At 64.6% G+C, this 21,641-nt stretch carries 23 protein-coding genes; 11 read left to right on the top strand and 12 right to left on the bottom strand.

The genetic code is table 11. The features are described 5' to 3' along the window. Positions 1 to 58 precede the first annotated feature (58 nt). Together GEV01_RS12320 and GEV01_RS12315 are read right to left on the bottom strand one after the other, a co-directional pair. Positions 59 to 1,333, bottom strand: coding sequence for an NAD(P)/FAD-dependent oxidoreductase (locus GEV01_RS12320; RefSeq protein WP_152804658.1), 1,275 nt, complete (start codon positions 1,331 to 1,333; stop codon positions 59 to 61). Between the two features lie 56 nt (positions 1,334 to 1,389). Next, positions 1,390 to 2,091, bottom strand: a complete 702-nt coding sequence (locus GEV01_RS12315) for an HAD family hydrolase (RefSeq protein ID WP_152804657.1) — start codon at positions 2,089 to 2,091, stop codon at positions 1,390 to 1,392. A gap of 99 nt (positions 2,092 to 2,190) precedes the next feature. Between GEV01_RS12315 and GEV01_RS12310 the strand changes: the two genes are divergently transcribed. The 3 genes from GEV01_RS12310 (at position 2,191) to GEV01_RS12300 (ending at position 4,278) form a co-directional block, all read left to right on the top strand. Next, positions 2,191 to 3,144, top strand: coding sequence for a LysR family transcriptional regulator (locus tag GEV01_RS12310; protein WP_008445874.1), 954 nt, complete (start codon positions 2,191 to 2,193; stop codon positions 3,142 to 3,144). Positions 3,145 to 3,258: 114 nt separating this feature from the next. After that, on the top strand, positions 3,259 to 3,858 hold the full coding sequence (locus GEV01_RS12305; protein WP_152804655.1) for a LysE family translocator: 600 nt from the start codon (positions 3,259 to 3,261) through the stop codon (positions 3,856 to 3,858). Positions 3,859 to 3,885: 27 nt separating this feature from the next. Then, positions 3,886 to 4,278: a hypothetical protein gene (locus tag GEV01_RS12300; RefSeq protein WP_152804653.1), complete on the top strand. Its 393-nt coding sequence runs from the start codon at positions 3,886 to 3,888 to the stop codon at positions 4,276 to 4,278. A 10-nt stretch (positions 4,279 to 4,288) separates the two neighbouring features. Here the strand turns inward: GEV01_RS12300 and GEV01_RS12295 are convergent, their stop codons facing one another. Together GEV01_RS12295 and gluQRS are read right to left on the bottom strand one after the other, a co-directional pair. Beyond that, complete coding sequence (locus tag GEV01_RS12295) at positions 4,289 to 5,788, bottom strand: CYTH and CHAD domain-containing protein (protein WP_152804651.1); 1,500 nt, start codon at positions 5,786 to 5,788, stop codon at positions 4,289 to 4,291. Between the two features lie 68 nt (positions 5,789 to 5,856). Next, positions 5,857 to 6,768, bottom strand: coding sequence for a tRNA glutamyl-Q(34) synthetase GluQRS (gene gluQRS, locus GEV01_RS12290; RefSeq protein WP_152804649.1), 912 nt, complete (start codon positions 6,766 to 6,768; stop codon positions 5,857 to 5,859). Positions 6,769 to 6,854: 86 nt separating this feature from the next. Between gluQRS and GEV01_RS12285 the strand changes: the two genes are divergently transcribed. After that, the gene (locus GEV01_RS12285; RefSeq protein ID WP_152804647.1) at positions 6,855 to 8,486 is read left to right on the top strand and encodes a M28 family peptidase; all 1,632 of its coding nucleotides are present in this window, start codon (positions 6,855 to 6,857) and stop codon (positions 8,484 to 8,486) included. A gap of 94 nt (positions 8,487 to 8,580) precedes the next feature. Then, positions 8,581 to 8,961 carry a hypothetical protein gene (locus GEV01_RS12280; protein WP_217428394.1) on the top strand — a complete coding sequence of 127 codons (381 nt, stop codon included), beginning with the start codon at positions 8,581 to 8,583 and terminating at the stop codon, positions 8,959 to 8,961. Positions 8,962 to 9,013: 52 nt separating this feature from the next. On the opposite strand, the gene GEV01_RS12275 is transcribed toward GEV01_RS12280, so the two are convergent. After that, on the bottom strand, positions 9,014 to 10,018 hold the full coding sequence (locus tag GEV01_RS12275) for a hypothetical protein (RefSeq protein ID WP_152804643.1): 1,005 nt from the start codon (positions 10,016 to 10,018) through the stop codon (positions 9,014 to 9,016). A 206-nt stretch (positions 10,019 to 10,224) separates the two neighbouring features. Here GEV01_RS12275 and GEV01_RS12270 point away from each other — a divergent pair, with 206 nt between their 5' ends. Continuing rightward, positions 10,225 to 10,770, top strand: a complete 546-nt coding sequence (locus tag GEV01_RS12270; RefSeq protein WP_152804641.1) for a hypothetical protein — start codon at positions 10,225 to 10,227, stop codon at positions 10,768 to 10,770. Here the strand turns inward: GEV01_RS12270 and GEV01_RS12265 are convergent. Genes GEV01_RS12265 through GEV01_RS12240 form a run of 6 tightly spaced genes read right to left on the bottom strand, consistent with a single transcriptional unit; the run spans position 10,764 to position 16,556 of the window. Next, a complete protein-coding gene (locus GEV01_RS12265) occupies positions 10,764 to 11,477 on the bottom strand; it encodes a hypothetical protein (protein ID WP_008445891.1) in 714 nt (237 codons plus the stop codon). The genes GEV01_RS12270 and GEV01_RS12265 overlap by 7 nt on opposite strands. 24 nt (positions 11,478 to 11,501) lie before the next feature. Further along, complete coding sequence (locus tag GEV01_RS12260; protein ID WP_070267522.1) at positions 11,502 to 12,503, bottom strand: AraC family transcriptional regulator; 1,002 nt, start codon at positions 12,501 to 12,503, stop codon at positions 11,502 to 11,504. Next, positions 12,500 to 13,057: a DUF2059 domain-containing protein gene (locus GEV01_RS12255; protein WP_152804639.1), complete on the bottom strand. Its 558-nt coding sequence runs from the start codon at positions 13,055 to 13,057 to the stop codon at positions 12,500 to 12,502. The genes GEV01_RS12260 and GEV01_RS12255 overlap by 4 nt, the downstream gene beginning before the upstream one ends. Positions 13,058 to 13,075: 18 nt before the next feature. Then, positions 13,076 to 14,713: an OmpP1/FadL family transporter gene (locus GEV01_RS12250; RefSeq protein ID WP_152804637.1), complete on the bottom strand. Its 1,638-nt coding sequence runs from the start codon at positions 14,711 to 14,713 to the stop codon at positions 13,076 to 13,078. A 15-nt stretch (positions 14,714 to 14,728) separates the two neighbouring features. Beyond that, complete coding sequence (locus tag GEV01_RS12245) at positions 14,729 to 15,739, bottom strand: transporter (protein ID WP_152804635.1); 1,011 nt, start codon at positions 15,737 to 15,739, stop codon at positions 14,729 to 14,731. A 49-nt stretch (positions 15,740 to 15,788) separates the two neighbouring features. Next, positions 15,789 to 16,556 carry a C39 family peptidase gene (locus GEV01_RS12240; protein WP_008445899.1) on the bottom strand — a complete coding sequence of 256 codons (768 nt, stop codon included), beginning with the start codon at positions 16,554 to 16,556 and terminating at the stop codon, positions 15,789 to 15,791. 585 nt (positions 16,557 to 17,141) lie between these two features. Between GEV01_RS12240 and GEV01_RS12235 the strand changes: the two genes are divergently transcribed. The 5 genes from GEV01_RS12235 (at position 17,142) to GEV01_RS12215 (ending at position 20,475) form a co-directional block, all read left to right on the top strand. Next, positions 17,142 to 17,651, top strand: coding sequence for a DUF6160 family protein (locus GEV01_RS12235; protein ID WP_070267527.1), 510 nt, complete (start codon positions 17,142 to 17,144; stop codon positions 17,649 to 17,651). A 154-nt stretch (positions 17,652 to 17,805) separates the two neighbouring features. Next, positions 17,806 to 18,315 (top strand): DUF6160 family protein, encoded by a 510-nt coding sequence (locus GEV01_RS12230; RefSeq protein WP_152804633.1) that lies wholly within the window; start codon positions 17,806 to 17,808, stop codon positions 18,313 to 18,315. 47 nt (positions 18,316 to 18,362) lie between these two features. Next, the gene (locus GEV01_RS12225; RefSeq protein WP_152804631.1) at positions 18,363 to 19,157 is read left to right on the top strand and encodes a hypothetical protein; all 795 of its coding nucleotides are present in this window, start codon (positions 18,363 to 18,365) and stop codon (positions 19,155 to 19,157) included. Then, complete coding sequence (locus tag GEV01_RS12220; protein WP_152804629.1) at positions 19,157 to 20,011, top strand: DUF6160 family protein; 855 nt, start codon at positions 19,157 to 19,159, stop codon at positions 20,009 to 20,011. The genes GEV01_RS12225 and GEV01_RS12220 overlap by 1 nt, the downstream gene beginning before the upstream one ends. Continuing rightward, the gene (locus tag GEV01_RS12215; protein WP_152804627.1) at positions 20,011 to 20,475 is read left to right on the top strand and encodes a DUF6160 family protein; all 465 of its coding nucleotides are present in this window, start codon (positions 20,011 to 20,013) and stop codon (positions 20,473 to 20,475) included. Before GEV01_RS12220 ends, GEV01_RS12215 begins: the two co-directional genes overlap by 1 nt. On the opposite strand, the gene GEV01_RS12210 is transcribed toward GEV01_RS12215, so the two are convergent. Next, entirely contained in the window at positions 20,472 to 21,620 is a 1,149-nt protein-coding gene (locus GEV01_RS12210) for an MFS transporter (RefSeq protein ID WP_008445911.1), read from the bottom strand. The genes GEV01_RS12215 and GEV01_RS12210 overlap by 4 nt on opposite strands. Between the last annotated feature and the right edge of the window lie 21 nt (positions 21,621 to 21,641).

Raw genomic sequence — 21,641 nt, 5'->3', positions numbered from 1 at the left:
GCTGTTTTTGCTCAACGAGGTTAAGGTTGTCATCGCCACATTATACGGCGATATCTCCTTAGTACAGCTTCACCGGCGGCACAATTTTCGCTCGCAGCCAGTCCACCAGCGCCTGCGTAATCACACGCGCCGTGCCGTGCAGATTGAGCAGGTGCTTCTGGTATAGAAGCTGGTACAGCAGGCTCGCCGTCGCGCCGCCCACGCGGATGCTCTTGCCTGTAACGGCGCCCGTCAGTACGCCCACCGCGGTCTGCGGCCCCAGTGATACCAGCGAGCCGTAGTCGTGGTAGCGGAAGTCCGGGCGCGGCGTGCCGCTGCGGCGCGACAGCAGGTCGGCCAGGAACATCGCCTGCTGATGCGCGACCTGTGCGCGTGGCGGCGCGGCGCCCTTGATCGGGCACACATAGCTGGCGCAATCGCCGAGCGCGTAGATCTGGCTGTCGTTGGTCGAGCACAGGCTGGAATCCACAACAATCTGGCGCAGATTGTTGACTGCGAGTCCAAACGTCGCGCACAGCTGCGGCGCTTCGACGCCGGCGGCCCACAAGGTCAGGTCGGCGCGGTGGGCGATGCCGGCGGCATCGATCACGGCGTCCGCTGTCACCTGGGCGACTGCGGTACCGGTCAGTACGTCGATGCCGAGCGAGCGCAGTTGGCGCGCGGCGCGGTTGGCCTGCTGCGGATGCAGTTGCGGCAGCAGGTGCTGGCCGCGTTCGATGACGCTGATGCGGATGTCGGTTTCCGGGTTCAGCGTGTGCACGCGGTAGGCGGCCAGTGCGCGGGCGCTGTTGCTTAGCTCCGCCGCCAGCTCGACGCCGGTGGCGCCGCCGCCGACGATGACCACGTCCACTTGGGTTTTCTGTTCGCCGGCCTTGATGCAGGCGTCGATGAAGCGGCGGCGGAAGGTTTCGGCGTCGTCCACGCTGTCGAGCGTGAGCGCATGGTCGGCGGCGCCGGGCACGTTGTAGAAGTTGGTGACGGCGCCCAGTGCCAGCACCAGCTTGTCGTAGGCGATGGTGCGGCAGACGCCGTCGCTGCCGCTATGCTTGCGCGGCGCCAGCGTGATGGTCTGGTGTGCGCGGTCCATGCACAGTACTTCGCCCTGGATGAATTCGAAGTCGTGCTCCATGGCCTGCGCGGGGAAGGACAGCTCCTCCACGCGGGGATCGCATTTGCCGGATGCGACGGTGTGCAGCAGGGGCTTCCAGAAGTGGCCTGGGTTGCGGTCCACCAGCAGCACGCGGGCGCGCTTGCCGGCGCCGAGTGTGTCGCCAAGACGGGTTGCGAGTTCGAGTCCACCCGCACCGCCTCCTAAGATGACGATGGTTTCCATATTACGCCTCCAGATAAGTAAGAAAATCTGTGCTGCGGCTCTGCGGCCGCGTCGTCCTACGCCGCCAGCTCGTGCTTCGCGCGCTGGTCCGGCGTGTAGGGACTGGAATGCAGTTCGCGCAGTGCGTCGAAGGTGATGAACTGGCGTGGACGCACCACGTCGTTGCCGTATGGGGCGACGGACACGGTCCACAAGCCGGCATCGCCGGCGGCGCGCAGGCCGGGTACGGCGGTGTCGATGGCGATGGCGTCCTGCGGCGCGACGCCCATGGCGTTCAGTGCGCGGGCGTAGGGGCCGGTGCCGGCAGGGCCGTCGAAATTGGCACCGCCGGTGACGACCGTGAACAGGCTGTTGACATCGGCGCCGAAGCAGCCCGTCAGCAGCGCCGACGTGGCCGGAGCCGGCAGGTCGGTCAGCACGCAGATCTTGCAGCCGGCATTGAGCGCGTCGTCGATCAGGGCCAGCGCGGCGGGCAGCGCTTTCGGCGGCTTGGCGCTGATCGCCTGATGGAACTGGCGGTGCTTGTCGGCGAACAGTTCGGCCACGCGGGCCTTGTCGCGGGAGAGCAGCTCGCAGGCGATGGCGGAACCGATGGCGCGTGCATATCCATGAGTGGCGGCTGCGGCGCGCAGCGCCGGCAGTGTCCAGCGTACCGACAGGCCGGCGTTGCAGAACGCTGCATTGCAAGCTGCAAGGTGCAGCGCTTCGGTGTCGAACAGTACGCCGTCCAGGCCCAGGAAGATCACGTCGATGCTCATGTCGGTCTCGCTTAAAACGATGTCAGATGATTATGAATATACGGGTACAATGAACAAAAGAAAAATTAAACATTTTCTATAATCGATAAGGAATGACTTATGTATCACGCCAGCTTTCGCCAGCTACAGTCGCTGGTATTGGTAGCGCGCCATGAGAGCGTGTCGCGCGCGGCGGACGCGCTGCATGTGACGCAGCCTGCGGTGTCGTTGCAAATCCGCACACTGGAGGAAATCGCCGGCATTCCGTTGACGCGCAAGGTCGGCCGCAACATCCAGCTGACGGCGGCCGGCGAGGTGATGGTGGAATTCTCCGAGCGCATCCTGCGCCTGTGGGAGCAGGCCGGCGACGAGCTGGCGGCGCTGCAGGGCGTCACCAGCGGTACCTTGCGCATCGGCGCGGTGACGACGGCGGAGCACTTGCTGCCGCCGTTGCTGGTGCCGTTCACGCTGGAGCGCCCGGACGTGCGGCTGAAGCTCCAGGTGGGCAACCGGGCGGAGATCGTGCAGATGCTGGCGCGGCACGAGATCGAGCTGGCCATCATGGGCACGCCGCCGCGCGAGCTGCGCACCAACGCCGCCAAGTTTGCGCGGCATCCGATGGCGTTTGTCGCCAGTCCCGCGCATCCGCTGATGAAGAAGAAAAAGATCACGCTCAACGATGTGACGGCGGCCAACCTGATGGTGCGCGAACGCGGCTCGGGTACGCGCACGGCGGTGGAGCGCTTGCTGCGCGAGGCCGGGCATCCGCTGGAATTCGGGTCCGAGGTGTCGAGCAACGAGGCTATCAAGCGCATGGTGTCGGCGGGGCTGGGACTGGGTTTCTTGTCGGTGCACGCCTGCGGACTGGAATTCGAATCCGGCCTGCTGGCCATCCTGCCGATGCAGGAGAACCCGGTCGAAGCGGACTGGCACATCATGCACTTGACCGGGCAGCCGATACCCAAGGTGGCGGCGGCGTTCCAGGACTTCGTCATCGAGAACGGCCAGGACCTGATCGGACGCGAGCTGGAGAGCTTCTACAAGCTGCTGGGCCGGCAGCGCAAGCGGGGCTGATTCGTATCGGCGATATGACCAGTACACTGATGCTCACTGTTTGGATAAGTGTGCCGGTACAGTAAAGTACACTTTCCATACAATGAGGGTTCATTCCTGCCACCGGATAATCCCATGTCGCCCGATCTGCTGTTCCCGCTTTGTACCTTTGCCGCCGTCACCACCATCACGCCCGGCCCCAACAACACGATGATGCTGGCCTCGGGCCTGAACTACGGCTTCGCACGGTCGCTGCCGCATCTGTTCGGCATCTGCTGCGGCTTCACGTTCATGATCTTCGCCACCGGCCTGGGTTTGCACGCGGTGTTCGAGCAAGTGCCTATGCTGCAGATTATCCTCAAGTATGCGGGCGCCTTGTACCTGCTGTGGCTGGCGTGGAAGCTGGCGCACGCGGCGCCGATGAGTGCCGAGCAGGCCAGCGCTTCCAAGCCGATGGGCTTTATCGGCGCGGCGGGCTTCCAGTGGATCAATCCCAAGGCCTGGGTGATGGCGATCGGCGCGCTGACCACGTATCTGCCGCCTGGCTTCAAGGTGCTGGACGTGGCGGCGCTGGCCGGCGTGTTTGGCGTGATCGGGATATTCTGCGTCGGCTCGTGGGCGCTGTTCGGCGTGGCGATGCGGCGCGTGCTGCAGGATGCGCGCTCGGTGCGGATCTTCAACGTGGCCATGGCGCTGCTGCTGGTCGCCACGCTTTACCCTATCCTGATATCATAACGTTTTAGCAAATTATTAGGATTTACGATGTTGCGTCAGATTGCTTCCGCCTTGTTGTTGAGTGCCCCGTTGATGGCGGTTGCCGCCACCGTGCCGTCGGACCTGATGCATCCTGTGGTGGAGCAGGCGGTGCAAGGATATGCCGTCAACTGGCTGCTCAAGATCGAGCTGGAGTCGGACCAGATGAAGGACATCGAGCCTTGCCGCAAGATACTGGCAGAGCGCGGCTTTTATCCGATGCTGTCCAAGACGGCCAGCTCCGCCTCGCCGTTGTTGCACTTCAAGATAGCCGGCACCAAGCAGTATGAGCAGGCGGATGTGGACGCAGATGAGGCGTTGGCAGCGGTAATGCATGCCAATTGCCCGGCCACGCTTACCTGGACGGTGGAATCCAAATACCGTCCGCAGCAGGCGCGCTAACCCCAGTCGATTACGGCAGCCGCAGCGCGTGCAGCGCCGCGCGGATCGCGCCCAGGTCGGGCGTGCGCGAGGTTTGCAGCGCTTGCAGATAGCCGCGCGCGAACTGGATGGTTGCGGCGGCGGCGTCATGCTGCTGGTTCAACTCCCGCAATAGCCGGTCGGCGACTACCAGGTCGTTGTGGCTGCCCAGTTGCTCCTGCGTGGAGGACAGGGTTTTCAGATAGGTGCGCAATGCCTTGCCGCCGTACAGCGAGTGGAAGAATTCCAATGCGTAGCGGGCGCGCTTGGCGGCGATGCGCGTGCGGTGGATGCTGGCCGGTTCGCTCTCATCCATGCGCTGTGCGCGTTTCAGCAGCTTCTTGTGCAGGCGCTTCATGATGCGGTTGGCGAAGTCCTGCGCGGGTTCTTCCAGGCCTTCCGGCGCCGGCTGCTGCATCCAGCAACCCATCGTCAGCAGCAGGCGCGTGTAGCGCTGCGAGAGCAGGGCTTGCGCCGCCTCGCTCCGTTTTGCGTGGGCCGCCTTGAGCGCCAGCGCCTGCAAATCCAGCACGCCGCTGCGGCCGCCCGGCGTGGCCTGGATGTGGGCCAGCGTCGATGCCAACAGCACGTCCCAGTCGCGCGCGGCACCCAGTTCCGTTCCCAGCCAGACGATGTCTTCCAGCAGCGCGGGCGGGCAGGGTGCGGCCGCTTCGAACAGCTTCAGCGCCGAGCGCAGGCGGCGCACGCCCACGCGCATCTGGTGCAGCGTTTCCGCGTCGTCGCCTTCGATGACGGCGGTTTCGTTGCGTTGAATGTGTTGCAGGCAGTTGTTGAGGATGGCCAGCCGGGCATCGGCCGCCGTGGCGTCCGGCGCCAGTTGCAGGCCTTGTGCGCGGCAGGGCACGGTGCCGGTCTGGCGGCACAGCATGTAGCCGCGCTCGGCCTTGTTGGTGTTGCTGAGTCGCAGGGGAACCTGCTCTTGCAGCCGCAGCGCGAAGGCGAACAGGCTGGCCGGGTCGCCGTCCTTCAGTTCCAGCTCGACTTCGTTGATGGGGACGTGGCGGCCGTGGCGTTCGATGTGGCCGTGGTCGAGCACCAGTTCGATGTGGTTGCCGTCGACATCCAGATCCCAGGTGTGGCGCTCCACCGCCACCACGAACAGCGGCTCCAGCCGCGCTTTCAGGTCGTCGGCGGCGAGCACGTCCAGCCATTGCTGCTGGTCGCCGATCAGCTTGCGCAGCTTGCCGAGGCGCGGCCACGGACGGTCGACCGGGCCTTCCCATTCGTTGCGGCGATGCAGGCCGCTTTGCACGCTGCCGCCGGCCTTCATGGTCTGCATCCATGTGCCGTCGATCTTGCGCACGCGCAGGCCGGCGCCGTGGCGCAGCAGGTGCAGGTCCGGCGTATCGAAGTAGCGGGCCGACAGTTGCTGCGTGCGCACCGGCGCGCGCGCATGGGCGGCGATCAGCGGATGCTGGAGCAGCTTGTCGTTGTCGGCGGGCGAGAGCAGGAGTTTGAGTTCGACTTCCATGGGTTCAGTGTAGAGGAAAAGCCGGGGCGCGCAGCGCACGCGATGGCCGGTGTTGATCGATGTCGAAGTTAGCCGGGATTCGGTAGATTCCGCAGAACTTGTACCCACGCGGGCACGGCGGCTTGCCAGAACGCTGCGATGCTGTCGGCGCGCACGTCCATGCCGAGGAAGCGGGCGGCTGGCTGCAAGGCGTCCTGTAGCAGTTGCTGCGGTTCGGCGCCATGGTCGAAGGCTTGCGCGCCGGTCTGCTTGGACAGTTTCTCGCCCAGCTCGTTGACCACCACCGGCACGTGCAGGTAGGCCGGGCGTGGCAGCTTCAATACCTGTTGCAGATACAGTTGGCGCGGCGTGGAGTCGAGCAGGTCGGCGCCGCGCACGATGTCGGTGATGCCCTGGTCGCCGTCGTCCACCACCACGGCCAGCTGGTAGGCCCAGAAGCCGTCGGCGCGCTTGACGACGAAGTCGCCGACGTCGTCGGTCAAGTCCTGGCTGACGGGGCCGGCCCAACGGTCGTCGAAGTGCAGCACACAATGCGGCGATTGCGGCACTTTCAGGCGCAGCGCGCGGGCGCTCTTGCCGGGCGCCAGGCCATGGCGGCAGGTGCCGGGGTAGATCAGCGCCTGGGCCTGGCGACCGGTCAGGCTCAGTTGGGAATCGGCGATTTCCTTGCGCGAGCAGCCGCAGGGGTAGATCAGCTCGCCCAGCTGCCGCAGGGCTTGTTCATACAGGCCGGTGCGCTGGCTTTGCCAGGTGACGTCGCCATCCCAGTGCATGCCGCAGCGTTGCAGCGAGGCCAGGATGTGCTGGTCGGCGCCGGCCACGTTGCGGTCGCCGTCGACGTCTTCGATGCGGACCAGCCACTGGCCGTGGTGGACTTTGGCGTCCAGGTAGCTGGCCATGGCGGCTACCAGCGAGCCGATGTGCAGGGGGCCGGTGGGCGAGGGGGCGAAACGGCCGATGTAGGGAGTGCGCTGAGTCATCCCGCCATTTTAGCGTGACGATGGCATACAATGTACGCGCGGCAAATTCAATGGACCGCGACCATCTTTTACGTCTCCAGGAAATCATGCATAAAATGACCCCCTCCTTTGTTGCCTCCGCCCTGGCCATCAGCCTGGCGCTGGCATTCCCAGCCCATGCCGAGAGCGCCAAAAACGCCGCCGTTGTGAAGGAAGCTCCGTTACGCGCCCACTTGGCCTTCCTCGCCAGCGATGTGCTGGAAGGCCGCGGCACCGGCCAGCGCGGCGCCGATCTGACCGTTGCCTATCTGGAAACGCAGGCGCTGGCCCTGGGCCTCAAGCCTGGCAATGGCGACAGCTATCGCCAGTCGGTGCAGATCGCCGGCGTGAAGACGCAGCCGGCCGAGAGCACGCTGAAACTGGAAGTGGGCGGCCAGGCGCTGCCGATCAGCTTTGGCAAGGACTGGGTGTTCGCGCCGGGCGATGCGACCGCGTCGCACAGCTTCAATGCGGACCTGGTGTTCGTCGGCTACGGCATCACCGCGCCGGACGAGCAGTGGAACGATTACAAGGGCGTTGATCTCAAGGGCAAGATCCTGGTCATGATGGTCAACGATCCGCAGCCGACCGCCGAGCAGCCTAACCGCTTCAACGGCAAGGGCTTGACCTACTACGGCCGCTGGACCTACAAGTTTGAAGAAGCCCGCCGCCAGGGCGCGGCTGGCGTGCTGCTGATTCACACCACGCCGACCGCTTCGTACGGCTGGAGCGTGATCCAGAACAGCTGGTCGGGCGTGGAGCGCTTCCAGCTGGCGGCGGGCACGCTGGGTACGCAGCTGCAAGGCTGGATGACCGATGACACGGCGCGCGCGCTGTTCAAGGCGGCCGGGCAGGATATCGATGCGCTGCGTGCGGCTGCCGAGACCAAGGACTTCAAGCCGGTGCCGCTGGCGGCCAAGCTGAATGGCGAAATGAAGGCGGCCGTGCGCAAGGTCGAGCAATTCAACGTGTCGGCCGTGGTGTCGGGCACGGATCCCAAGCTGAAGGATGAAGTGGTGATCTACAGCGCGCACTGGGACCATCTGGGCAAGCAGGGCGATAGTGGCGATACGATCTTCAACGGCGCGGTCGACAATGCCTCCGGTTCGGCAGCCTTGCTGGCGATGGCGCAGGAAGCGGTGCGCACGCCGGCCAAGCGCAGCCAGATGTTCCTGTGGGTGGCGGCTGAAGAGCAGGGTCTGCTGGGCAGCGCTGCGTACGCCGCATCGCCGCTGTGGCCGCTGGCCAAGACCGCCGCCAACCTGAACCTGGACAGCCTGAACTTCGTCGGCGCCACGCGCGACATCGGCACCCAGGGCAGCGAGCGCACCGAGCTGGGCAAGTTGGCCGAGACGGCGGCCAAGGCCATGGGCATGCACATCGCGGAAGCCGAGCCTGATCTGGCCGGCGGCTACTTCCGCAGCGACCACTTCAACTTCGCCAAGAATGGCGTGCCGGCGTTCTCGATCGAATCGGGCCGCGAGTACATCAAGGATCCGGCTGGCGCGAAAGCGAAGGCTGAGGCGTACGGCAAGCGCTACCATCAGGTGAGCGATGAGTACGATGCGAGCTGGGATCTGTCGGGCATGGTGCAGACGGCGCAATACACGCTGAACCTGGGCCGCCTGGTCGCCAACGGCGCCAAGCTGCCGGAGTGGAAAGCCGGCGACGCGTTCGCCAAACCGCGCAACGCCAAGTAAGACAAGCGCAGGTCCCGCCGCGTGTTTGACGCGGCCACAAAGCAGCCTTCGGGCTGCTTTTTTTATTGACGTTGTGTGAGGCATCAACAAAAAAATGAAGGATATAACAGACATATCGCATGACGTAGCGATGGCTGCAATGTTTCTTGAAGATCCTGATTTCGCTGCTTACGCTCTTTGCGATGTGCTCGCTGATGGCTATGAGGTGGATCTGGCGCTATTGCTGCCGCAATTGGAAAGCGCGTTCGACGCGGTGTGGGCACGAGTACCTGATCTGGCGGGCAGAGTGCGTGAGTTTTTCTCGGGCTCGGATCGGCTGCACTGGGCGCCTGATGCGGTTGATGGCTGGTATTGCGTGCCGGTGGAGAATGGCTTCGATGTCTACAATCAGAAACATGGTCATTGGGAACGATTTATACAGTTTTCAACTGAGAAGGAAGCAATGATGTTTGTGCTGCGGGCGGCGCTGATATAGCGTCAGCAAGCGGATATCCCGAAAGCCGGCGACGGCTTTCGGGATTTTTCTTTCATTGCCCTTGCGATGCCTGACTGCGCCGGACGAACAGTCCCAGCAGCATCAGGCCCGTGCCCGCCAGCAGCAGCGTGTCGGGCGCCGGCATGGCGACGGCATCGCTGGCGTTGCCGAAGTCGAAGTCGACCAGCGCGTTCGGACCGCCCATGCCGCCCAAGTCGTAGTCCAGGGTCAGATCGTTGCTGAACGCGGTGGAAAACGTGCCGCTGCTGCCTACCGACGGCAGCAGGCCAGCGAAGATGCCGGTGCTCATCGAGGTGGTGACGATGCCATGGTCGATGATGAAGTCGACCGTGCCGCGCTCGCTGGCCGGAATGAAGGAGCTGTCCATGTCGATGGTGAAGACGAACTGGTCGGCATCCACCGACAGCACGTTGCCGGACCAGGAGGCCGAACCCGCACCGTTGAGTTCGGCATCGATGTCCTCCAGCACGCCGGTCGAGTGCAGGCCGGTGATGGGATCGAGTACGTCGAAGGAGATGGGGTCGCGCGCGCGGACGCTGGCACGCTTGGTGGCGCTCATGCTGAACGCGGGGCCCCATTTGATGCGGCCGTTGCGCATCAGGTCGCCGCCGTGGACGCGAACCTGCGATAGCGCCGCCGATGAAGCCGATCCCCGCCCCGGCACGTCGGCAAAGCCATCCACGTGGACCACCCCGGACGCATGGCCGGGAACAAAAGTGGCGGTCGTGACGGACGCGTTGGCGTCGGCATTGGCGCCACTGAGCGCTACCGAGTTGCAGTTCTGGGTGGCGGTGACCGGCATCGGGACCGAAGCGGCCAGCACGCATTGCACGGTGGGCGCCGAGGCGCGGGTGGCGACCCGGTAGTTCCAGACGCCGGACAGGATGCCGCCGGCCGGCCTGAAGTCGAATCCATGGGTGAGGCTGTATTGGGAGAACGGATCGTCGGTCGGCGTGGCCGATGCAGGGCCGGCGAGGGCGAATCCTGCGGCGACGGCAAGCAGCCAGCATGGCCGCATCAATCGTAGAGTTTTCATGGCAGTTTCCTTGGTAGAGGGAGAAGTGGTTAACAGTGCTGCCCCTGCTGCCGAGCGAATTCCATGCCCAAGTATTTATTCGCTATAGATCAAGCGCTTGGCAAACCGCTCCGGATTTGCCCAGGCCGGCTTGTAAGAATTGCCGACACCGCCCTCTAATTTTTCCTGTCATGATGGCATCTTTAATTTCTTTAGAGGCCATGCGCATGATGCGTTTTCGATTAGGTGTGTTGTCGCTGGTTCTGGCGCTGGCGGGATGCGGCGGGCCGCAGGTCGTCGCGGTGCAAGGCACGGGCGCGCAGCCTGCCATCGAGCAGAAGTCGCTGCAGATTGTTTTCAGCGGCAAGACCAGCACCGGCTGGACCAAGCACGAACGCAGCGCCGTCCAGTCCAAGCCGGTCGCCACCGAGCAGGAACAGCAGGCGTCCAGCGTGCGCTGCAAGGAAATCGGCAACGGCATCGTCCAGCATTTGCGGCCGATGACGAAGTCCCAGCTGGCGCCCTATCTGTCCGCCAGCGAGCGCGACTACCGTAACGTGTTGACGGTGGAAATCAACCGCATCATGGCCGATACCGACGGCTCGGCCGATGTCGTCGTGACGCTGTCCTATGGCGCGCGCGGCAATGAAAAACCGGGCTGGTCGCGCATCGTCCACATCCAGGCCAGCCGCTTCGCCACCGGCGAATCGGTGGCGCGCGAACTGGCCGATGCGATGCTGGCCCAGCTGAAGGCCAGCGCCCTGGTTCAGTGATGGAAGGCCAGCGTGATCGAGGTGCCCGTCAGGTCGATGCCCTTGATCGAGATGCTGCCGAAACTCGATCCCTCGGTGCCGCGCACGCGGATGTTGTTGAAGTTGAGCTCGCCGATCGATGACGGCAGGCTCAAGGTCAGCGAGCCATCCTTGTTGATGGTCGCGGTGGCCTTGCTGGGGTCGTAGACCACATTCTTCATGCTGGTGTCGGCTTCGAGGAAACCCAGCACCGGGTTGAGCAGCTTGGCCATGTCGCCCACCACTTCCAGGCCGTTGCCCTTGGCCGACTTGACGGCGTGGATCAGCTCGTCGCTGAGACCTTGCGCCGACGTCTCGCCCAGTTCCTCTTCGCTCAGCGCCTGCAGGCCGGCGCGTTCCTTGATCTGCAGGCCGCGCTGGTCCTTGCTCAGCACCACCGGCGTGCCCACCGCCAATGACGGCAAGGCTTGCGCGGCATAGGTTTCCATCGGCGCCAGCAGCGAGGTGGCGATGGCCGCCGCCATCCGCAGACGGCGCTGTTTGCGCAGCGCTTCTTCGATGTGCTGCTGCGTAATCAGGTTCAGCTCGGCGAAAATATCACCGAGCCGCTGGCCCGTCGTGCGTTGCAGTTCGATGGCCGCGGCCAGCTGTTCTTCGGTAATCAGCTTCTGTTTGACCAGCAGCTGACCCAGCATCGACTTGCTTTGATTATTCGTTAGCCATCCCATCGCCCCGTCTCCTTTTTGTTGTTGTTATGCCGTCTTGCGCGGCGTGCCGGCGTGCATCGATTCGGGCTCGGGACCCGGCTGATGCGCCATGTGTACGATGTCCGACGGCGCCATGCCGAACCAGCGCTTGCAGGCCCGGTAGAAGGCGCTCGGTTCCGAGAAGCCCAGCTGGAAGCTGAGCATCTTCAGCGACAGTTCGCCGCAACTGAGCGATTGCCGCGCCAGTTCGCGCCGGGTGTCGTCGACCAGGTTGGTGAAGCTGGTGCCTTCCTCGGCCAGCCGGCGCTGCAAGGTGCGCTCGCTCATCATCAGCTGGGCGGCGACGTCGTCGCGGTGCGGCGGGCCCTTGGGCAGCAGGCTGGCCAGCAGCGCCTGCACCTTGGCGCTGAAGGTCGGCGGCTCGGCGCGTGCCAGCGAGGCCAGCACGCGTTCGCCGCTGCCGGGCACCAGCGGCGGGTTGGCCGGCAGCGCCATGACCAGGTCGGTGTCGGAAAATTCCATCACGTTGTGCGGCATGGAAAACTTGACCGGGCAGCCGAAGGTTTCCGCGTACACGTGGGCGTTGGCCGGTTCCGGGAAGGTGTATTCGACCACCACCGGCGCGATGTCGTCGCGGCCGGCGGCGCAGCGCAGCGAACGCAGCAGCACGCACCAGACGAAGTCGTAGCGCTGTTGCGGCACGTCGCGGCGCGCACCGGGCAGCAGCAGGCCGACGCGGGTGTGTCCATGGCAGCGCTCGATCGAACTCTGCACCGTCGGCGACACCAGCATGATGTGGCCCATCACGCCCAGCCAGCCGAGCCGGTGCGGCGAGGAGATCTTCAGGCCGATCAGCGGATCGCCGGATTTTTCCACCACCAGTTCCCACAGGTGGCTGAGTTTGTCGGACAGCGTGAGGGCGTCGCAGGCGAGGCCGTCCCCTTCGTCCAGTCCGGCTTGCGCGAACAGCGCTTCCGCTTCCACGCCGGAATGGGTCAGGCGCGATTTGACGCCGCGCACCAGATGCAGGGCGGAGGAGTAAGTCATGGCGTGACCGCAGCGCGCAGACGCAGGCCGATTTTTTCCTTCAGGCCTTGCAGTTTGGGATCGATGACGGCGCGGGTGTCGGCGGCTACGCCTTCGCCCAGCGTCTTCTGCATTTCCGGCAGCATCGCTTCGAACTTCTTCTTGACCGGCGATTCGAGGATGGCGATCAGTTGCTTCAGCTCTTCCTCGGTGTAGCGCTCGGCCAGCAGCGGGGCGATGGTGGTCGGGATCAGCTTGTCGGCGCTGCCCTTGGTGATCGGCGTGGCGTCGGCCATGAACTGCTTGGCTTCGCCGACGATGTCGTTCATCGCCGCGTCGCGCTTCTCCGGCACGGCACGGCCTTGCAGCATGGCGCGCGCCTGCTGGACCGCGTCGGCCACCGGCGCTTGCAGCATCTGCTGGCCGATGTTGTCTGGGTTCCACAGCTTCAGCACCTTGTCGACCAGCGCCTGCTTGGCCGGCGGGATCGAGGCGGCGTGGGCGCCGGCGCAGGCTGCGGCCATGGCCAGCAGCACCAGGCCGCGCTTGCATTGGGTAGGGATGGATGTCGTCATATTGTGCTCCTTAAAAAATCAGAAACGCTTGTTGATTTCAAAACCAAAATAGCGCACATGGATGTCGCCCTTGACGTTTTGTCCGGCGTAGGGGTTGTAGATGATGTTGAGGAAATTGCTGCAGTTCAGATTGCAATCGGTGTTGGCCGGCACGTCGAACTTGCCGGTCATGTAGGAACCGGTGACGCTGACCTCCATGTTCTTGCTGACCTTGTAGCTCAGGCCGGCGCTCAGCAGCTTGGTGTTGGGCAGCGGCGCCAGCAGGTCGATCTTGTTGTTCGGCACCGACGTCTTGCGCGGCTCGTAGCCGAAGCGCAGCGCCAGTTTCTCCATCGGGAACAGTTGCAGGCCGTAGGCCAGGTTGACCACGCTCTTGTAGCCGCGCGGGATGATCAGCTTGCTCGAATCGGGAATGCCGTACAGCCGCGCCACCTCCAGCAGCTTGACGCTCTGGTCGAACTGGAAGCGCAGCGCATCCCACTCGCTCCAGCGGGCGTAGCTGGCGTCGACGTTGAGCTGGGCGTAGCGGATGGGCTTGAGCTTGATCCCCACCTGCAGGTGCGAAGGGAAGGGGATGATGGCGCTCATATTGCCCTTCTGCGTGGCCGGGATCGAGGTCGGGAAGCCCAGCACGGCGCCGGCGATCGGGCCCAGCAGCGAGGCGTTCATGCCGCGCACGAAATTGCGCAGCATGGGCTCGGTGTCGAACACATAGGTGCCGGTGTAGTGGGTCTTGGATCCGCCCTGGTAGACCGCGCCCAGCGCGATCCACGGCTTGGGCTCCCACAGCACGCCGAAGTTGATGGTGGGGTCGAACGGCGCCGTCAGTTCCAGCCGCATGTTGGCGGCCTTCTTGAACGGGCTGACCATGCCGTCCTTGCCGCCGCCGCAGACGCCGAAGCCCAGCACGTCGATGATGTTGCCGCCGTCCTCGGGGCACCAGCCCTTTTGCAGCTGGCCGAACACGCCCAGCAGCTCGTTGGGGAAGCGCATATTGGTGTCGACCACGAAGGCGGCGTGGGCGATCGGCACCGAGACGCCGAAGCGCAGCGTGTCCGAGTACTTGTAGCCGACCGACGGCGACAGGTAGACCAGGCGCTGGATCTGCTCCTGCCGGCCCTGGTATTGGCCGGGGTCGTTGGGATCGGTGGTGCGGTCCAGGCTCATCGCCTGCGACATATAGCTGTCGGTGGCGAAGGTCCATGGCGAGCCGGCCGTGTTCCAGTACATGCCGATGCCGGGCACGGCCACGGCGGGCAGGCGCCAGCCGGGCATGCCGTAGCCGGGCACGTACATCACCTGGCGCACCGGGCCGGTGCGGGTGTTGGAGATCGGGTCATCCTTCCAGCCGCCGATGTCGAAGTTGGGGCCGGGCGTGAAGCTGGCCGCGGTGCGGATCGAGGCCACGAAGTTGTGGATGCTTTCGCCGTCGCCGGTCAGCCGCGCCAGGCCGGCGGGGTTGAAGTGGATCGAGGCGATGCCGGGCGGGTCGGCCGTGACCGCGTTGCCGAGCGCCATGGCGACCACGCTGGTGGTCAGGTTCTCGGTCAGCGCCGCGTGCGCCGCCAGCGGGCAGAGCGCGAACACCGCGCACGCGCGCGCCACGGCGGCGGCGATGGCGCGGCGGCGCGCAAGGACTGGGCTGTGCTGGCTCATGGATGGCTACGCATGTCAGAAGTTCAGCGGGATGTTCATGCCCAGCGTCAGGTTGGGCGAGTCCGGCGTCAGGCCGATGCCGACCGAGACGTTGACGGTGGTCTTGGGCGAGATGCGGTAGCCGATGCCCATGTTGAGGATGCTGGACGTCTGCATATGGGTCTTGGCTTCCAGGCCGTCGGCGAAGCGCAGCTTCGAGCCGGCCGAGATCGCTTCCTGGAAGGAGATGGTGGTGGAGATGCCGTAGGACAGCGCCCAGGCGAAGCCCATGCCGAAGCCGACCGTGCCGCCCGGCTGGACGCGGGTCAGGATGCGGGTGCCGTTGACCTGGTACAGATGCTTGGCGGGCAGGCTGGCGGTGTAGTTCAGCGAGCCGAACAGCGCGACCGGGTCGACGATCTTGTTGACGTTGATGCCGGCCGTGAAGGCGCCGACGCCGCTGCCGGTGGCTTCGCCGCTGCCGGCGATGATCTTGAACGGGCTGCGGCCGGTCGGCAGGCGGAAGTTGCTGGTGACGGTCAGGTTGGGCGTGTCGCGGCGCGCTTCGAACGGCTGCCAGCGCGCGCCCAGCAGCATGTCGCCCAGCGAGTTGGAGGCGCCGTTGGACAGGTTGTTGTCCGAGTAGCGCGAGATGAAGGGCAGGGTGACGTTGCCGGTCAGGTTGTCGAGCAGGCCGTAGTCGGCCGAGAAGGTGTTGGTGATGCTGTGCGAGCTGGTGTTCTCGATGTTGAACAGCGTGGTGCTGCCGTTGGCCAGGTCGGTGACGATGCGTTCCTCGCCGACGTAGGAGTAGTTGACGTCGTAGGTGACGGCCAGCTGGTTGCGGCGGATCAGGCTGTACTGCTTGTCGACGGCGGTCAGGGTTTGCTTCAGCAGGGCGCTCTGGTCGCCTTCGCCTTCCTTCTTGGCCAGCGCGTCGCGCGCGGCGTCGGCGCTGGCGGGGGCGGCGGTCTGTTGCGCCGAAGCGGGCAGCGCCAGCAGGGTGGCGGCAATGGCTGCGGCGATAGGCAGGGTACGGAAAATCATCTTGGTCATCCTTGAGAGAGTAGGCGCGAGAGTGGGAAAGGCGCGGGGGTTAATTGCGATGCATCCAGGTGCCGGCGGCGCCCGTGTTGACGGCGCGCAGCAACAGCTGGGCCGCATTGGAAAGGCCGTCCTGCCGGCCCTTGCCGGTGACGCGGTCCATGTCGGCCACGGCCAGCTCCTGGTCGTTGAGCGCCAGTTGCGCCACCGGGGTCTGGCCCTTGGCCGGGGAGATGATGAACAGGGTGTTCTTGTCCCACCAGCGCGCGAATTCCTCGACCGAGAAGGCGATGTTGCCCGCCGACGGGTCGGCGATGTAGACCACGCCGCCGCGGATGCCGCGCAACACCACGAAGTGCTTGGAGCCGGCGTAGTCGATCGGCACGATGGCCGGTTCTTCCAGCGTCATCAAGTCCTTGATCTCGGCCTTGAAGCCGGCGCCCGACAGGCCCAGCGAGCCGACGTAGCGCTTCATGTCCAGCAGCGAAAAGCCGCGCCGCTCGATGATCTTTTCCTTTTCGCCCTTGTCCAGCATGCCTTCCATGGCTTGCTGTTCGTTGACCATGACGCCCAGGTGGTAGTTGAGGATGGTCACCAGCGCGGCCGAGCCGCAGCTGAAGTCGAAGGCCTGGCGCACGATGTGTTTGTACTTGAGCTCGGAGAACGGCTCCATCGTTACCGATTGCGTGTAGGCGCCGCCGCCCAGCAGGGTCTGCGGCATTTCGAACTGGCCCTTGGGACGGTCCAGCGGTTCGTGGCGGGACATGGCCCCGGCGCCGCCTATCGCGGCGGCGATGATGCCGAGCAGGATCATCAGCATGGCGTCATCCCCCGCGTGTCGCGCGCGAGAGCGCGCTTGGGCGCGCGCGATAAAAATGCCGGCGGGACTGCGGGCACAAACTGCGGGCGTAAGCTGCGCCCAGAGGCGTCGGGCGCCCCATCGTGATGGTCATCTTGTCTCCAGTATTCTTAATTAGAACGGTCGTGCTTTATTAAGGCGACAACACGTCTTTCTTTTCTTGTAATTAATTAACGCATGATTTGGCAAAACCGAGCATCTGTTTTTTTAGACATGTGACTCTAAATATTTTTGGCGAACTTATGCTAATGGGCGGCGCCTGGCGGGGTGTCTCGGCGCAACCTTTTGACAACATGCGTGACATAACTACCACACGCCGCATCCCCACTCTGTATGGCTCGCTAGGCCACGTTGTTGGCTTTTCAAGTCAGCGCGCCACGCTGGACCGGCGTCGGCGGCGACTCATATGATGGACTCAATTAATAGTCAAATATTAAGATTTTCACGGCACCGGACAGGGCGCCGCGGCTCCTACCCGGGGCCCAGGACCAGCCTGCCGAACGTGAGCCCGGACAAAAAATTTCAAACACAACTCGGAGATAAAAAATGCAAATCGTTAAAACCGCAATCGCAGCCGCCCTGGCAACCCTGGCCTTCTCGGCATCGGCCATGACCCCAATCCAGGACGCCGAGCTGAGCACCGTCAGCGGCCAGGACGGCGTGTCGATCGCTGCCAATCTGAACATCAAGATTGACTCCTTCGTCTACACCGATACCGACGCACTCGATGCCAACGGCATGGGTGGCGGTTCGGTCAGCTTCAACGGCATCAAAGTGAACGGTCTGATCGCCGCCAACATCGACATCCTGTCGAAAAACTCCTTCCTGGCCGCTGCCGGCGCCGCTGGCGTGACCAACCCAGGCACCTTCTACAACCCAGCTACCGGCGGCGACGTCGTACAGATCGCTATCCCAGCGAGCGTGGTTGCTGACGGCCACTACCTGAACGTGTCGGTCGACGCGATCAAGATGGGCAACAGCGCAGCTTCGTTCGGTTCGGTTGCCATGAACCAGATCGACATGCGCGGCACCACCGTCTGGATCTTCGCGCACTAATCCAGGCCCGTCCGCGCTGGCTCGCAGGGTCTGTTGCTTGGCCTGAAAAGTCAGCGCGGCACGCTGGACGCTTGCAACACCGTAGCCCTAAGATGGTTACGCAGCATTGAAAAAAACACAAATACCTAGACCAAAACCTCACGGAGACGATCACATGCAATTCATCAAAACCGCAGTAGCAGCAGCCCTGGCAACCCTGGCTTTCTCGGCATCGGCCATGACCCCAATCCAAGACGCAGAGCTGAGCACCGTCAGCGGCCAGGACGGCGTGTCGATCGCTGCCAATCTGAACATCAAGATCGCTTCGTTCACCTACACCGACACCGACGCACTGGATGCCAACGGCATGGGTGGCGGTTCGGTCAGCTTCAACGGCATCAAAGTTAACGGTCTGATCGCCGCTAACATCGACATCCTGTCGAAAAACTCCTTCCTGGCCGCTGCCGGCGCCGCTGGCGTGACCAACCCAGGCACCTTCTACAACCCAGCTACCGGCGGCGACGTCGTGCAGATCGCTATCCCAGCGAGCGTGGTTGCTGACGGCCACTACCTGAACGTGTCGGTTGACGCGATCAAGATGGGCAACAGCGCAGCTTCGTTCGGTTCGGTTGCCATGAACCAGATCGACATGCGCGGCACCACCGTCTGGATCTTCGCTCACTAATCAGCTGAGCAACAACAGCCGCGCCCGCGGCTGTTGTTTCCCACATCATGAGCTCCTTCTATTCCCTGCGTTCGCTGTGGCTGTGCGCGGCTTTGGCCTGCTGCACGCTGACGGCGTCGGCGCAAATGCAACCGTTGAGCGAAGAGGAATTGTCCAACACGCGTGGACAAGGTCTGGTCGCGCTCACCAACACCAGCCTGGGCGGCTTCGATTTCAGCAAGGTCGCGCTGGACGCCGACATCACGCTGAGCGCCAACCTGCGCAATATGCGCCTGGGCGAATACAGCTACGCCCCGCGCAACGGCAGCGGCGCCGACCTGGACATCGGCCTGCTACAGTTTGGCCGCAGCGATGGCACCGAGGCGCAGCGCCTGGTCCACATCAGCAATCCCTATTTCGAATTCGTCTACAAGAACGCGGCCGATGGCGCCTCGCGCGAGGCGGTCGGCATGCGCTTCGGCTTCGAGGGCATCAGCGGCGACATCGGCATGAAGATCAACAGCCTGTCGGGCTCGATGCGGGTGACGGGCCAGGCGGCCGACGGCACCGCCGTGGTGCTCGATTCGCGCACCGATACGCTCGGCGGCAAGCGCTGGGACGGCGGCTGCACGGCGCCTTGCCTGTCGCTGGCGCAGTTGGGCGGCGTGACGGCCGGCGATGCCGCCGGACCGAGCCGCGATTTCTGGATTTCCGTCTTGAAGACCGGCGTGCAGTTTCCGACCGCCGCCGGCGTGCCGCCGACGGATGCGGCCCAGGCCGGCATCTGGATGAACTGGCGCGACAAGCTGCAGGCGCTGAGCACTTCCGGCCTGGTGCCGCCGAATCTGCCGAAGGGCCGTTGATGGCGGCCGCGCGCGCTTCCTTGCTGTTGCTGCTGGCCGCCGTGTGCGCGCCGGCGCCGGCGATGGAGCCTTTGAACGACGCGGCGCTGTCGACGGTGCGCGGGCGCGACGGCGTCAGCTTCGACCTGAACGGCTTCGCCATGAGCGGCGATGCGCGCGTCAGCTACACCACGCCGGTCGGCTCCAGCCTGTACGTGGAAAAATTCAGCGCCTCGCGCAGCGACAATCCGCTGCCGTTTTCCGATCCCTACAAGCTCGACATCGTGGCCGGTGCGCCCGGCCTGGCCGATGTCATCAACATCGCCTTTCCGTTGAACGTGAATGCCGACCAGCGCTGGCAGGCCGCCTACGATTGGGGCGTGACGGCGGATGGCGTCACGCGCGAGCAGGGCAGCGTGGTCATCAAGGATCTGGTGTTTTCCGGCGGCGGCTTGCAGTTCTCCACGCCGCAAGTCAACGACGGCGTGGCCTTCGGGGCGGCGCTGCGCATGGATATCGGCAAGCTGTCGTTCCAGCCGCGCGGCCGCAACGACGCCACCGAGGCGATGGTGCTGAGCGGCGTGCACATCGGCGGCGTCGATGGCAATGGCGTGTTCAACAATACGCCGTGGATGCTGGCCAATGTGGCGTCGCAGCCGGCGGTGATCAATGCGCTCAACGACGAGACCGGGCCGCGCCTGCACATCGGCATCGACTGGCCGGATGCGCGTTACGGCAGCGGCGTGGCGCCGGCCGGCGGCGTCGTGGTCGACAATATTTCCTTCGTGAGTCCTGGCCAGCCGACGGTGGATCTTGGCTCCTCGCGCATAGGCTCGATCCAGATCCAGTATCTCGACATAAAGTTCAAGCACTGATGGCGCGCGCTCTGTTCCTGTGGATGATGCTGGCGGCGGGCGTGTCGCAGGCGGGGCCGTTGCAGGCGTTGGACGACAGCGAGCTGTCCAAGGTCAGCGGACAGGACGGCATCAGCTTCGCGGCCCACATCTCGCTGAACGATCCGACGCTGGTGGGCGCGGTCAGCGACAGCCGTTTGTCGCTGGGCTTCAAGGGCGATGGGCAGAACCGCTACATCGTGTTCAAGAATGTGCGCGGCGCGGTGGACATGTTTGCCGTCAGCCTGGGCGTGCAGACGCGTACCGATGGCGGCGGCGACTACATCGCCATCGGCTTGCCGGGTTATGTGCGCTACACAAACTTCGGCTTCGAATCGCTGAGCGTGCAGAGCGATCCGAATGCGCCTGTCACCGGCAACCTGGGCAGCCTCAACATCAACGGCACCGTATCGCTACAGGGGCAAGTGCGTCTCTGGTCGCACTAAGCCCGGGGTTCGGTAGCGAACACGCACAGCGCGGTGACGGGGAAGGCCAGGCCTGCCCACAGCACGCCGCTCCATCCGTGTGCGGCAAACATCCAGCCGCCCAGCGATGATCCCAGCGCTCCACCCATGAAGAACAAGGCCATGTAGAGCCCGTTCAAGCGGCTGCGGATGTCCGCCGGCAGGGCGAAGATCGCCCGTTGTCCCGTCACCAGATTGGCCGAGACGCCCATGTCCAGCACGATGGAGGTCAGCACCAGCACGCCCAGGTCGACCAGGCGGCTGGAGTGGATCAGCAGGGGCAGGGCGAAGGCCAGCGCGCCCAGCGTCAGCGCGACGGCGGTGGTGGAGCGGCTCTTGCCATGGTCGGCGCGGCGGCCGGCGATGGGCGAGGCGATCGCGCCCGCCACGCCGACCAGCGCGAAGATGGCGACGCCGGTCTGGCTCAGCTGGAAGCGCGGGCCGGTCAGCTCCAGCGATACGCTGGTCCAGAACAGGCTGAAGGCGCCGAACATGCAGGCCTGGTAGGCGGCGCGGCGGCGCAGGATGGGCGTGGTCTTCAGCAGGTGCCACATCGATCCCAGCAAAGCGAAATAGTGCAGGCCCGAATCCGGCTGCCGCTGCGGCAGGCGCGCGCGCAGCAGGAAGGCCAGCGCGGTGGTGCCGACTGCCGAGATGACGAAGATCGCATGCCAGCTCAGCGCGTCGGCCACCAGGCTGGCCACGGGACGCGCCAGCATGATGCCCATCAGCAGGCCGCTCATCACCTTGCCGACGGTCTGGCCGCGTGTCTCGGGGCGCGACAGGTGGGCGGCGAACGGCACCACGATCTGCGCCGCCACCGAACCCAGTCCGATGCAGAAGGCCGCCAGCAGGAATAGCGCGGCGCTGCTGGTCAGCGAGGCCGCCAGCAAGGCCAGCGCCGTGGTCAGCAGGGCGATGAAGATCAGGCGGCGGTTTTCCAGCAGGTCGCCCAGCGGCACGATGAACAGCAGGCCGAGGCAGTAACCGATCTGCGTCAGCGTGACGATCAGGCCGGCCGCGCCGGGATCGAGGCCGGTGGCGCGGCTGATCGGGCCGATCAGCGTTTGCGCGTAGTACAGGTTGGCGACGATCAGGCCGGTCGCGGTGGCGAACAGCCAGACCATGCCTGGCGAAATGTCGCGCTG

This window comes from Rugamonas rivuli (assembly GCF_009380165.1).
GTDB lineage: Bacteria > Pseudomonadota > Gammaproteobacteria > Burkholderiales > Burkholderiaceae_D > Rugamonas > Rugamonas rivuli.
The sequence above is the reverse complement of the archived record's forward strand: the minus strand, read 5'-3'. Positions and strand labels throughout refer to the sequence as shown.